This is a genomic window from Thioclava indica, assembly GCF_000714545.1.
Classification (GTDB): domain Bacteria; phylum Pseudomonadota; class Alphaproteobacteria; order Rhodobacterales; family Rhodobacteraceae; genus Thioclava; species Thioclava indica.
This window is the reverse complement of the sequence record NZ_AUNB01000025.1, coordinates 32,967-45,413: the sequence shown is the minus strand read 5'-3', so window position 1 is coordinate 45,413 and position 12,447 is coordinate 32,967. Positions and strand designations below refer to the sequence as shown.

Annotated in this window: 10 protein-coding genes and 3 pseudogenes; 4 read left to right on the top strand and 9 right to left on the bottom strand. The window is 58.3% G+C overall.

Annotated features, from left to right (window positions below; translation table 11 throughout):
- Positions 1-26: 26 nt before the first annotated feature.
- Positions 27-815 (top strand): annotated as a pseudogene (locus DT23_RS09150) (IS3 family transposase); the annotation flags it as partial.
- 95 nt (positions 816-910) lie between these two features.
- Here the strand turns inward: DT23_RS09150 and DT23_RS19810 are convergent.
- The 3 genes and pseudogenes from DT23_RS19810 to DT23_RS09140 all read right to left on the bottom strand — a co-directional run.
- Positions 911-1,054 (bottom strand): annotated as a pseudogene (locus DT23_RS19810) (ISNCY family transposase); the annotation flags it as partial.
- Positions 1,055-1,182: 128 nt separating this feature from the next.
- Positions 1,183-2,058, bottom strand: a complete 876-nt coding sequence (locus DT23_RS18560) for an Eco29kI family restriction endonuclease (protein ID WP_051697170.1) — start codon at positions 2,056-2,058, stop codon at positions 1,183-1,185.
- 2 nt (positions 2,059-2,060) lie between these two features.
- Positions 2,061-3,278 carry a DNA cytosine methyltransferase gene (locus tag DT23_RS09140; protein WP_051697169.1) on the bottom strand — a complete coding sequence of 406 codons (1,218 nt, stop codon included), beginning with the start codon at positions 3,276-3,278 and terminating at the stop codon, positions 2,061-2,063.
- 204 nt (positions 3,279-3,482) lie between these two features.
- On the opposite strand from DT23_RS09140, the pseudogene DT23_RS20015 reads away from it, so the two are divergent.
- Together DT23_RS20015 and DT23_RS20010 are read left to right on the top strand one after the other, a co-directional pair.
- Positions 3,483-3,664 (top strand): annotated as a pseudogene (locus tag DT23_RS20015) (IS5 family transposase); the annotation flags it as partial.
- A gap of 188 nt (positions 3,665-3,852) precedes the next feature.
- Positions 3,853-4,170 carry a hypothetical protein gene (locus tag DT23_RS20010; protein WP_240473580.1) on the top strand — a complete coding sequence of 106 codons (318 nt, stop codon included), beginning with the start codon at positions 3,853-3,855 and terminating at the stop codon, positions 4,168-4,170.
- Positions 4,171-4,241: 71 nt separating this feature from the next.
- On the opposite strand, the gene DT23_RS09130 is transcribed toward DT23_RS20010, so the two are convergent.
- The 6 genes from DT23_RS09130 to DT23_RS09105 are packed head-to-tail and all read right to left on the bottom strand — an operon-like array spanning position 4,242 to position 11,260.
- A complete protein-coding gene (locus DT23_RS09130; protein ID WP_051697168.1) occupies positions 4,242-4,865 on the bottom strand; it encodes a pyruvate kinase in 624 nt (207 codons plus the stop codon).
- A 7-nt stretch (positions 4,866-4,872) separates the two neighbouring features.
- Positions 4,873-6,123 (bottom strand): glycerate kinase type-2 family protein, encoded by a 1,251-nt coding sequence (locus tag DT23_RS09125; protein ID WP_038130612.1) that lies wholly within the window; start codon positions 6,121-6,123, stop codon positions 4,873-4,875.
- Positions 6,110-7,183, bottom strand: coding sequence for a tartrate dehydrogenase (locus tag DT23_RS09120; RefSeq protein ID WP_038130611.1), 1,074 nt, complete (start codon positions 7,181-7,183; stop codon positions 6,110-6,112). The genes DT23_RS09125 and DT23_RS09120 overlap by 14 nt, the downstream gene beginning before the upstream one ends.
- A gap of 11 nt (positions 7,184-7,194) precedes the next feature.
- Positions 7,195-8,277, bottom strand: a complete 1,083-nt coding sequence (locus DT23_RS09115) for a tartrate dehydrogenase (protein WP_038130610.1) — start codon at positions 8,275-8,277, stop codon at positions 7,195-7,197.
- 13 nt (positions 8,278-8,290) lie between these two features.
- Positions 8,291-10,294 carry a tripartite tricarboxylate transporter permease gene (locus DT23_RS09110; protein ID WP_038130608.1) on the bottom strand — a complete coding sequence of 668 codons (2,004 nt, stop codon included), beginning with the start codon at positions 10,292-10,294 and terminating at the stop codon, positions 8,291-8,293.
- 12 nt (positions 10,295-10,306) lie between these two features.
- Positions 10,307-11,260, bottom strand: coding sequence for a tripartite tricarboxylate transporter substrate binding protein (locus tag DT23_RS09105; protein ID WP_038130607.1), 954 nt, complete (start codon positions 11,258-11,260; stop codon positions 10,307-10,309).
- A gap of 221 nt (positions 11,261-11,481) precedes the next feature.
- Here DT23_RS09105 and DT23_RS09100 point away from each other — a divergent pair, with 221 nt between their 5' ends.
- Positions 11,482-12,420 carry a LysR family transcriptional regulator gene (locus DT23_RS09100; protein WP_038130606.1) on the top strand — a complete coding sequence of 313 codons (939 nt, stop codon included), beginning with the start codon at positions 11,482-11,484 and terminating at the stop codon, positions 12,418-12,420.
- Positions 12,421-12,447: the final 27 nt, after the last annotated feature.

Genomic DNA, 12,447 nt, shown 5'->3' with positions numbered 1-12,447 from the left:
CCGCGTCAATAACTTGACGATGCCACCGAGACCGCACTGACCTGAGCCTGACCAAGCAGTGCACGTTGCTGAAGATCAGCCGATCATCGCTGTATTACACGCCGGTTGGGATAGATGCTGAAACGCTGGAGTTGATGAACGAAATCGACCGCGTGTTCACCAAGTATCCGTTCTTTGGCAGCCGCCAGATCGCAGCATATCTGCCCAGAAACGGGTTCCATGCGGGCCGCCACCGTGTGCGGCGTCTGATGGGGGTCATGGGTTTGCAGGCTATCTACAAAGGCCCCAACACCAGCAGGAAGCACCCCCAACACCCGGTTTATCCTTACCTGCTGCGGAAACTGCCGATCACCCGCCCGAACCACGTTTGGTGCACTGATATTACCTACATTCCTGTCCGGCGTGGATTCCTCTATCTCGTCGCGATCATGGACTGGGCGACACGCAAGGTGCTATCCTGGCGGCTATCAAACACTCTCGATGCCAGCTTCTGTGTTGAGGCTCTGCAAGAGGCCATTGCCAAATACGGCAGGCCCGAGATCATGAATAGCGATCAAGGATCGCGGTTCACGGGCTCAGCCTGGATCACCACGCTGACCGATGCCAAGATCAAAATCTCAATGGATGGTCGGGGGCGATACCTCGACAACATATTTATCGAGCGTCTGTGGCGATCCCTGAAGCAGGAAGCCGTCTACCTACACGAATTGCAGGACGGATTCCAAGCCAAACGCGTCATCGACAACTGGATCGAGTTCTACAACGTTGAGCGGCCCCACACAGCGCTTGATAAACGAACTCCCGACGACGCATACTTTGACCCGATACAGATGAACCACGCGGCATGAAACCTAACCCAGATGCATCTTAGCTGAGCCGCAAACCTGTCCGAAAAAGCAGGACCACTTCAATATCGCTTCAGCAGTCTGAACATCTGGCGCTTCGTCACATCCAGCATGTTGGCACCGTTCTCAACGCTCAGCCGGCCATCATCAACCTGCGCCAAAACCTCTATGCGATTTAACTCGCGCTCGCTCATGATCATCCATCCCATGTCCAATCTCCCGTTGCTCACTTGAACAAGAGAGTGACATTCCTGAATTGCACAGGGATGACATTATCGCTTTGCTGCTACAAGAAATTCGCCTGATAATCCGTCTTATGTAAACTTTGCGCGAATAATCAGCGGATCTCGTCGGCTTCGTCATCCATTTCGGTCTCGTCGTCAGGATCAAGACGATCGGCTTGTCGTATGCCTTGCGCAAAAGCGCGAAATACATCTTCTGTTGTTCTAAACATAGGTTTGGTTCGAAAATGCTCAGCAACATCCGTGCGAATATCGTCAGCGGATTTGGCCTCTGGATTTCCTGCGGCCCATTTGCGACCAGGATGCATCGTGTCCCATGGCGACTTGTTGTTCGCACGGGTCGTCGCGGCGTCGCCGTGTTTGCCAATCCCGAAAAGTATTTTGGTCTCGTTGTTCCATATCGGCCAGAAAAGGCGGATCAGATGGTTCTCGGCGGCAGCCTGATATCCGCTTTGCACCGCCAAGGCCCGGCATTCAAAGTCCCTCAGGTTGATGCCTTGGACTTTTTCAATATTTTTGCGATGCTCGCTCAGTCGGGCAAAGAGTTTCGTTTCCTGCTCGACAACCGTTTTTGCCCCGGTCGGAGGATCAGCCTTGCCGACATAAATGGGGGTCTCGGTGCCAGAGATCGGCGCATAAATATCGGCAGGCCCTGTATAGTAAATCGCATAGACGCCAGCCCCATAGAATGGCGCGATCGACTCGAGTGGATTGCGCTCCTGAGAGAGTAAAGCCAAGGCAACGAAATGCCCGATCAGGCGCGGTTCCGAGGGGTCGAAGAAGGCTGCGGGCAGTCGTACCGGGTCAATACTTCGCTCGAGGGTGTGCAGTGCGTCTTTCATCTCTGCAATCGTCGCCAAGACCCGCTTTCGCGACGGTGCGGTCATTTCCGTGTCCTGAACCATCTCTGCGAACTGCCCCAAGGCAGCCGCCGTCTCATCCGCTTTCTGAAGCTCTGGTTTACGTGCCATTATCAGGCGACCTTGGACTCGTTCAGCCTGTCAGCAACACTCTCGCCGACAACGCGTGCAAGCTCCGCAGGGACGGCATTCCCGAGTTGTCGCATGCACTCGCTCCAGGCACCATGAAACTTATAGCCATCTGGAAACGTCTGGATCCTAGCCCCTTCGCGTACAGTGAAATATCGCACGGACCCATCTGCCCTGCGAAGCATGTTCTCACCGCCAGGGACACCGTGAACCCCCGCTTTGAGCGTTTTTGATGGCTCGTCAAGATAGCTGCCGGTATGGCCTGCATAGACCTTTGCGTTTGGTTGGAAGCGATGGTCCAATATCTTCTGCGACGTTCTGCTTTTCTCTGGGTCCGGCAGATCCCCGATGGAATCGCGTATGGTTCGCCAAGGTAAGCTCTCGGGCTTCTCTTCGAGCGATAGGCGCTTTGACAACTGGAGTGCCCGACCTTCGAGAACCCGGTCTTTCTGGGCAACGCTGTGACGCTCCCAGTAATCCCCGAAAAGTTGATCCCAAACGAGTGCTTCCTGCGTGAAGTCTCCCGGCCCGAAGGACCATCGCGCGTCCACGTCGTCACGAAATCCGACGAACAGCACGCGCTCCCGTTTTTGCGGCACACCGTAATTCGCCGAGTTGAGTAGCTTTGTGACCACCTGATAGTGCAATCCGGGGCGCCTTGTGGAGGTATGGTGTTGCTCGAGACGGCGAAGGTGGTCCGGCCACTCCTCATCAGATCTTGCGACGAGTTCGGGGTGTTCCATCTGGAGCTTCACATACTCAAAGTAATTCAGGAACGATGCTCTGGTCAGCCCTTTCACGTTCTCGAAGACGAACGCGCGAGGTCGCGCTTCGCGCACTGCGCGCACGGCTTGTGGAAACATGTCCCGAGCGTCGTCAAAGGCCCGGTGACGACCGCCCAAGCTGAACGGCTGACAGGGCGGACCGCCTGAAATCAAATCGAGCTTTCCCGCCATCGGCGTGAAATCGATCTCGCGGACGTCGCCCTCGACAACACCCCACGGATGCTTTCCATTCGATAGGTCATCCTCACCGAGAATTCTGTGGTTGTCGCGAAGGGTATCGCAACACCATTTGTTGTATTCGACAACCATTTGCGGAATGAAGCCCGCCTGTGCGAGCCCGATCCCAAGACCGCCTGCACCCGCGAAGAGCTCCACTGATTTTCGTGTTAAGGACTTGACAGGCTGTTTGCTCGACATGCCGCTCCTCCTGCAGGGGTTTCATCGACTTAGACCAAAACCCGTGTCAAGTATCAAGAACAGACTGACAACATCTGGTTAGGCATAGTCACGTCAACCACTTCCGATTGCTGGGTCCACGATTTGAAGGTAGCTGGGGCTGATGCAGTCACTGTCCATCAGCTACAAGCGCCACCGCTTTCCGCCGGAGATCATTGCCCATGCGTCGGAGATTCCACCGCGCTGCCATGTCTGTTGGATCAAATTGATAGCCCCGTCGACCAGTTTCTAGCGGACGGTGCCTACGACGGCGACCCAACGTGCGATCTTCTGCTCAAGGCTTTGGCGAAGGAATTGAGATTGCGATCCCACCCCCCAAAAATGCGATACTGAGCCCGGACGGCGCCTTGGGCGCCAGGCTCTGTGCTTCGCGCGGCAGTTGATAACTGGCCTTGTTCTTGACAACCTTCGGGCGGTCTTCGCGCGGCTTGTCTTTGGGACCGCCGCCGTTGCGATCAACCAAAGGGCTTGCCTGCCCCTCTGCAGTGATCAGCGCGGCGTAGAGCGCGACGACGTCACTCTGCGCGACCGAGTAATGAGCGACGGCATCTTCCCGCACCTCGCTGAAATCCAGCTGCGTGAAGCGGTCGCGCAGATGTTCCGCACTGACGCCCTCGGCGGCTTTCACAAAGAGATGCGAGCTCGGCGAGCGATGCGCGGGATCGTCGAAAATCCGCCCCGCGACGCCGCCCACGCGGCGGATGGCGAACTCCGCCTCGGCGGCATCGCAGAAGACGAAGTCCGGATGGCTGGTGCAGACCGGAGCCTCGAAACGGTTCTGTCGCAAAGTTTTTTTGCGCGGAATATTGTTCCTCGCCAACACCGCTTTGTGCGTGAGGGAGCTTCAATTTGAGATGATACTCAGCGAGTCTAGCAGCGGAATTTCAAATTTCAGCCTACTTTCCGATCACAAAAGAACAATATTCAAGTTATTTGAAGTGCTTTCAGAATTTGCGACAGAACCACCCAGTCAACACCAAGCGACAGGCCATATTCCAAGTCGACGCGATCCTTCTCGGTCAAGACGGGCAGCTCAAGAACACAGTCCGGCAGATTCACGCCCTTGCGGTCGCTGACCTTTCCGCCTTCGAGAACCTCTGCCTCGATCCGGCCCGGGGCCTTTGCAACAACCATCAACTGGACCCGCCCGTCATCAATGAACAGCCGGTGTCCGGGCGCGATTGCATCGAAAATCTCGGGATGCGGCAGGGGTATCGCTGTCAAATCGTCCGTGGTGTCCTCAGCCACCAGCCCAATCTTTTCACTACGTTCCATCATCCGCTCGCCTTCAGCTATGCGGCCAAGCCGAATCTTGGGGCCCTGCAAGTCTTGCAGGATGCCGATTGGCACGCCGACCTCCCGTTCCAGCGCCCGGATCGTGTCGACCGTCGCGGCGTGGATAGCGTGCTCACCGTGACTGAAGTTCAGTCGGAACGTATCAACGCCTTTCGTGAACAAGGTGCGCAGCATGAACGAAGAGCCACTCGCTGGCCCCACTGTGGCAACGATTTTGGCTCGTCTGTCGCGGATCACGATGGAGACCTTCATCCCAACTTCAGAGAACGAGAACCGCTCTGAAATCATTGACATTTGTCATAGTTGGCCCGGTGTGGATCAATGCGTCCAGCCGATTGAAAATACTGTAGCTGTCATGAGCGCCAAGATAGGCCTTGGGATCGAGCCCCACCGCTTGGCTTCGGTCCAGAAAGTCGGGTCCGATCAGGGCACCAGCGGCGTCTTCCGTGCCATCGATCCCGTCGGTGTCGGCGGCAAGTGCATGGATATGCTCGGAGCCGTTCAGGGCAAGAGCAAGGGACAGCAAAAATTCGGTATTCCGGCCACCGCGCCCAGGTTTTGTGTCGCCAATGGATACGGTAGTTTCCCCACCTGAAAGTAGAACAGCTGGCGCACGCGCTGGCGTGCCATGGGTCCGCACCGCTTTGGCTATTCCCGCCATGATGATCCCGACTTCGCGCGCCTCGCCTTCCAGAGCGTCGCCAAGCAGAATTGGCGAAACGCCCGCGTCGCGGGCAACTTGGGCTGCGGCTTCCAGCGACATCTGAGGTGTCGCAATGATGCGGAAGTCAGGGGTGAAACTGGTTGTTGGTTCAGGATCTGCGAGCAAGATGTCGCGCGCTGCCTGCGGCAGGGAAGGGCCGAGCCGGGTGACAAGATGCGACAGGTTTTCGGTGACCGAGGGATCGGGAACCGTTGGACCAGAGGCGATGGCGGCGGGGTCATCTCCTGGCACGTCCGAGATCGCTAGCGATATCAGCTGCGCGGAGGCTGCGGCAATGGCCAGCCCACCTCCTTTGATCCGCGAAAGGCGGCGGCGGACCCGGTTCATGTCCTCGATCGTCAGGCCGGATTTCAACAGCAGACGGTTGACCTCGACCTTCTCGTCCAGCGTAAGGGGGGAAACGGGCAGCGGCATCAGGGCTGAACCACCGCCAGAGATCAGTGCCAGCACAAGGTCATCAGACCCCGCAGCTTGTGCGGCGGCGAGAATTTCTTTTGCCGCGCTTTCTCCGGCGGCGTCAGGCACGGGATGGGAGGCCTCCCGGACCTGAATGCGTTCGGTCGGAACTCTATGCCCATACCGCGTTACTACGACCCCCGAAAGATCGACGTCGGGCCAGGCCTGCTCCAACGCCTTCGCCATCGAGGCGGCGGATTTGCCTGCCCCGACGACGATGCACCGCCCCGCAGGTTTCGGGGGCAGATGCCGAGCGAGAACAGTCGCAGGGTCGGCGGCGGCGATGGCCGCGTCCAGCATCGCTAGAAGCAGGTGTTCAGCCGATTGCATCGGCTACCGCCTTGCCACAAGTCACGGTGTCCGCCGGTCCGCCAAGATCGCGGGTGCGCAAGGCAGGCTCTGCCAAAACACGCTCGATAGCGGAAACCACATCCGCTGCGGCCTCGGCATGACCGAGGTGATCCAGCATCATCGCCCCCGCCCAGATCTGGCCAATCGGGTTGGCGATGCCCTGCCCGGCAATATCCGGCGCCGAGCCATGCACCGGTTCGAACAGAGAGGGGAAATCCCGCTCGGGGTTGATGTTGGCCGAAGGCGCAATGCCGATAGTGCCCGTGCAGGCCGGGCCGAGATCGGACAGGATGTCGCCGAACAGGTTCGACGCCACGACCACGTCGAACTTGTCGGGGTTGAGAACGAAATGCGCGGTCAGGATGTCGATGTGATACTTGTCGACGCTCACGCCAGGATAGGCCTTGGCCATCTCGGCAACCCGTTCGTCCCAATAGGGCATAGTGATCGAGATACCGTTAGATTTCGTGGCCGAGGTCAACTTGGCGCGCGGGCGTTTTGCTGCCAGATCGAAAGCGTATTTGAGAACCCGGTCCACGCCGATCCGGCTCATCACCGTTTCCTGCATCACAACCTCGCGCGGCGTGTCCGGGAACATCTTGCCGCCGATCGAAGAATATTCACCTTCGGTATTCTCGCGCACGATCCACATGTCGATGTCGCCGGGCTTGCGCCCCGCCAATGGGCTGGGCACGCCCGGCATCAGCCGCGCGGGGCGCAGGCTGATATACTGGTCGAACTGCCGGCGGAACTGGATCAGCGAGCCCCAGAGCGAGATATGATCCGGCACAGTTCCGGGCCAGCCGACGGCGCCGAAAAACAGCGCGTCATGGCCGCCAATCCGGTCCTTCCAGTCGTCGGGCATCATCTGGCCGTGCTTGAGGTAATAGTCGCAGGACGAGAAGTCGAAATCGTCAAACCGCATGTCGATGCTGTGCCGCTTGGCGACAGCCTCCATCACGCGCAGCCCCTCCGGGATCACTTCCTTGCCAATCCCGTCGCCGGGGATGACCGCGATGTTCAGATGGTTACTTTCCATATCTCTGCCTCTCAGTCGTTGCGGCCGCGCACGGCCTCAATGACGGCATCGGTGACCATACGGGTGGTGGCGTTACCGCCCAGATCGGGCGTGTGCAGGTCCGGGTTCGCGGTGATGGTCTCGATGGCGGACATCAACCTGTCGGCGGCGGGTTTCTCGTCTAGGTGTTCCAACATCATCGCGGCAGTCCAGAAAGTCGCCACCGGGTTGGCGGTGCCCTTGCCGGTGATATCGAAAGCCGAGCCGTGGATTGGTTCAAACATGGAGGGCGCCTCGCGCTCGGGGTTGAGGTTCGCCGTAGGCGCGACGCCGATGGAGCCCGAGAGCCCCGCCGCAAGGTCCGACAGGATGTCGGCGTGCAGGTTGGTGGCGACGATCGTGTCCAGAGACGCCGGGTCCATTGTCATGCGCACGGTCATTGCGTCGACCAGCATCTTGTCCCAGGTGACATCGGGGAATTCTTTTGCCACTTCGGCGGCGATCTGGTCCCAGAGCACCATGCCGTGCCGCTGGGCATTCGACTTGGTCACCACGGTCAAGAGCTTGCGAGGCCGCGACTGTGCCAACTTGAAGGCAAAGCGCATGATCCGCTCGATCCCCGCGCGGGTAAAGATCGAGACATCCGTCGCCACCTCCAGCGGCAGGCCGGGGTGCGAGCGTCCGCCCTGCCCCGCATATTCGCCTTCCGAGTTCTCGCGGACAATCACCCAGTCGAGCTCACCATCGTTGACGTGGCGCAGGGGGGACTGGATGCCGGGCAGCACCCGGGTAGGCCGCACGTTGGCATATTGGTCGAGGGGCTGGCAGATCGAGAGGCGCAACCCCCATAGCGTCAGGTGGTCAGGCACATCCGGCGCGCCAACCGCACCGAACAGGATGGCATCGAAGGCGCGCAGCTGGTCCGCGCCATCTGCGGGCATGAATTCCCCGGTGCGCTTGTAGCGTTCGGTCGACCAGTCGAAATTTTCGACGGCAAAGCTGAAGCCGCCGTCCTTGTCCGCCAGAGCGTGCAGGACCTCGAGACAGGCGTCGACAACTTCCACACCGATTCCGTCGCCGCCGATGGCGGCGATCTTGTGATTACGTTTACTCATAAGTTTCTCCAGTTTAGATCAAAAGCCCGGCGGGCATGCGGAGCAGCAGGACATTTGCCATGAGCCACCAGAAGCCGGTGCAAATCAGCAAGCCGGATACGATCCAGATTGCCCATGTTTTCGCGGGGGGACGGTCATAGTCCGCGACGATCATGATCGCGACAAAGGCAATCATGCTCGTGACGAGAAAGCCGATCACTGGCATCAGAAAGACCCACGCCAGAAGGACGACACCGAGCGAAATCCGACGCATCGCCCCGGCATTCAGATTGGCCAGCTTGAACGATCCGCCAGCGGGGCGACGCAAATTCATCGCGATAAGCAAGGCTGAAAAGGCGATCAGCACGGCCGCGATTGTCTTCGGGAAAACCGACCCGAGCGCCGACATGCCGGATGCGCCCAGATAAATCCCAATTCCGAGGATAATGAAGAGGATCGCGAACCCTATTTCAGGCAAGTCTCGCTGCTTATGCTCGGGGGTGATTTCGGTTCCGTCATCGGCAATCGGCTCGGCAATTTGCCCGAGTTGCCGACGACGCTTTGCCTTCCAGTCCGCCCAGAAAGGGAAGCCGAGCGTCAATAGCGCCGCACAGATGATACCGATGCTGATCGGCCGCATGAAAAACATTTCCGTCATGCGCCCTGAGGCATTACCGATCAGGTAGGTCTGAACGAAACCCTGTTCGGCGATCGACCCGAGAACCAGCCCCAGCACGATGGGAGAGGGCTGGAAGCCATATCGGTTCAAGATCCAAGAGAGGATACCAAGACCAACCATCAGTTGGGCATCATCGACGTTCGAGTGGATCGCGAAAGAACCGATTATGGTCAGCAGCGCTACCGTCGGGGCGAGCACGGCCTTTGGTACCTTGACGATGGTTGAATATGCGTAGCGACCGATCAGCAGACCGACGGGCAGCATCAGAAGGGTCGCAATGAGAAGACCCCAAATGAACGTGTAGACGATATTGCCGTCCGTCGTGAACAGGGTCGGTCCAATCTTGATCCCTTGCACCAGCAGCGCGCCGAGAATGATCGCATCAGGAGGCGTACCAGGAATGCCCAGAACCAGCGTCGGGATAAATCCACCCCCGACAGTCGCATTGTTTGCAGATTCCGTGGCGATCACCCCGTCCGGGTTGCCCTTGCCAAAGCTCTCAGGATTTTCCGACGTGCGGCGCGCTTCCGAATAGGACACCAGCCCAGCAATCGACCCGCCGGCTCCCGGCAGAACACCAATTATGGTGCCGATGACGGAAGAGCGTATCACGTTGAACTTACGCTTCAGTGCAATGCGCGTGCCTTCGCGAAAGCGCAGCCCGCCCGTTTCCGAGGGCTTCAAATGCGGATCGGCGTTGGCCACAAGATCCAGGATAACGGGCACGCAGTAGAGCCCGATGATCGCCGAGGTCAGGTCGATACCTGCCAGAAATCGTTGCATCCCCATCGTGTAGCGGACGTCGCCACCCACCACTGCCACACCGATCATCGATAAAACGAGTCCGAGACACGCGCCGATAAGGCCCTTGACAGTATTGCCGACCGAAAGCGCCGCGATGAGAGTGAGGCCAAACATCGCGAGCCAGAAATATTCCGTTGGACCAAATGCCAGCGCGACCTTGGCGAGGGGCGGCGCAAGCACGAGTAGCGCCACCGCGCCGACAATTCCGCCCACAACAGAAGAGATAGTAGCCAGCGAGATCGCCAGACCGCCGTCGCCTCGTTTCGCCATCGGGAAGCCATCGAAAGTTGTCGCGATTGCAGAGGGCGTGCCCGGAGTGTTCACGAGGATGGCGGCAAAGGCGCCGCCATAAATCGCGCCTGTGTAGATCGCGCCGAGGGCAATAAGCCCGGCGGCGGGATCCATTGTGAAAGTGAAGGGGACAAGCACCGCGACCGCCATGGTGGCCGAGAGCCCAGGCAGGGCACCAATTATCGTCCCTAGCACCACGCCCGCAAGCGCGAGGACAAGATTGAGCGGTGTCAATGCGTCCACGAGATAGCCGATGATGTCCATCTTCGCGCGCCGTTACTTGATAATGCCGAGCGCTTTGGCGCCAGCGGTATATTCTTTGATCCGCGCAGCCACGAAGTCATCCATCTTATCATAACCGATATCGGTCAGCACAAAGCCGGCACTTTCCATCTTCTCGATGAAATCCGGGCGGTGATTGATCTCGGTTACGATGTCGGAAATCTTCTGGCGGATGGGCTCAGGCGTCAACGACGGAACAGCCACCCCGCGATAGGCACCGCCCACAATGTCGTAACCGAGTTCCTTAAAGGTAGGCACATCGGGGAACGCCGGCAGGCGCTCGTCCGAAGCGACCGCAAGCATCCTCATTGCGTCGCCCTGGCTTACGCCCGAGGTTGCATAGTTGAAGCCGGCCGTAGTCTGCCCACCCAGAATTGCCGTAATTGACGGACCGGTGCCCGAGAAGGGCACATAAGTCGTATTGATATCGGCAAGCTCGTTGAACTGCACCGCCGCTAGATTGTTGGCCGAGTTCGAACCCGATCCAGCAAAGGTCACCAGCCCGGGGTTTGCTTTTGCATAGTCGACTAGGTCGGCCAGAGTCTTGAATTCACTATCCTTCGTCACGAAGATCGCGTTCGGTGTATAGTGGAAATAGTTGACCGGCGTCAGATCCTCGGTCTTGTAACCTGCGGACCCTGCAAGCGGCTGCAGAACCGTGTGCGGCATGTTGATACCCATGATCGTGTAGCCGTCGCCGGGCAATGAGTTCAACTGCGACCAGGCTTGAGCACCGCCCGCACCGGGCTGGTATTGGATCACGACCTGCTGTCCAGTGACAGCTTCCCACTCAGCCTGCTGGAAGCGCGCAGAGATGTCCGACTCGCCACCGGCGTTAAACGGAATGATATAGGTCATTGGTTTGCTCGGGAAGTCGTCGACAGACTGAGCCGCGAGCGGCGTCGCGGAAAGTAGCCCGGCAAAAATGACTGCGAGTGTTCTTTTCATAATTTCCTCCTCAAGAAGCGCTGCGGGGGAACCGCAACTGATATTTTGGGGAAACTTGCTGCGGGCTTAGGCCCGCAGTCGCTTCCCCTACACCTGATCACGTCCTCCAAGCCGCAAGCAGGATCCGCCAACTCCCCACAGGCGGACAGGGAAACGCTAGACTAATTCTGCAAAATCGTTAATTTCATAATAGGAACATCATTAGTGCATCTGGGTAAGCAATGAGTGAGAGCGACCTCGGGTTCTTCGTCCTCTTGGCGCAGCGCGAAAGCTTCGTCGAAACCGCACGTGAAATAGGCATTACAGCCTCGGCCGTGAGTCGCCGTCTGGCACGTTTGGAAGATCGGCTTGGAGTCAGGCTGATGAACCGCACCACTCGCCGGGTCAGCCTCACCGGCGAAGGAGAAGCATATCTAAACAAGGCAATACGTCTTCTGGGAGAAATCGAAGAGCTCGAAAATAGTTTGCGTTCCGGGAGCGAGCAGCCGAGCGGCCTGCTTCGGATCAACGCAACATTTGGTTTCAGCAGGGAGTATATTGCCCCAACAGTTTCCGCGTTCTGTGACACCTACCCAGATGTTGAAGTGCAGTTGGTGGTAACCGACGCGCCGATGAATCTGATCGAGCAGGGCTTCGATCTGAGCATTCGTTTCGGAACTCCACCGACCAGCAATCTGGTACAACGGATGTTACAAAGAAATCGTCGGTTCATGTGCGCTTCGCCCGCATACATCGAAAAACACGGGATGCCCGAAAACTTGGAGGATCTGCGCCGACATAGCTGCATCGTGCTGCGCCAGGAACACGACATCTACGACATCTGGCGTTTCGACGAACGGGGCGGCAAGAACCCTTCAGCACGTGTGAGCGGCGGGCTAAGCACTAATGATGGTGACATAGCACGCGAATGGATGCTGAACGGTCATGGGATCATGCTGCGTTCTGAATGGGACATCGCCGAGCTCGTGCGCAAAGGTCGCCTTCGCGTCGTGCTGCCTGAGTACTTCCAAACCGCGAACATCGCTGCCATCTATCCCGAGCGCCACCACCTGACCGCCAAAGTGCGGGCTTTCGTCGATCTATTGGCGGAGCGTATCCGCACCGCCGACTCGCAAGCGCCCTTCCAAGTCAACGCGTCGGAGCTGAGTAAAATTGCGTAACTTTCTCATGCCGAATATGCATGTATT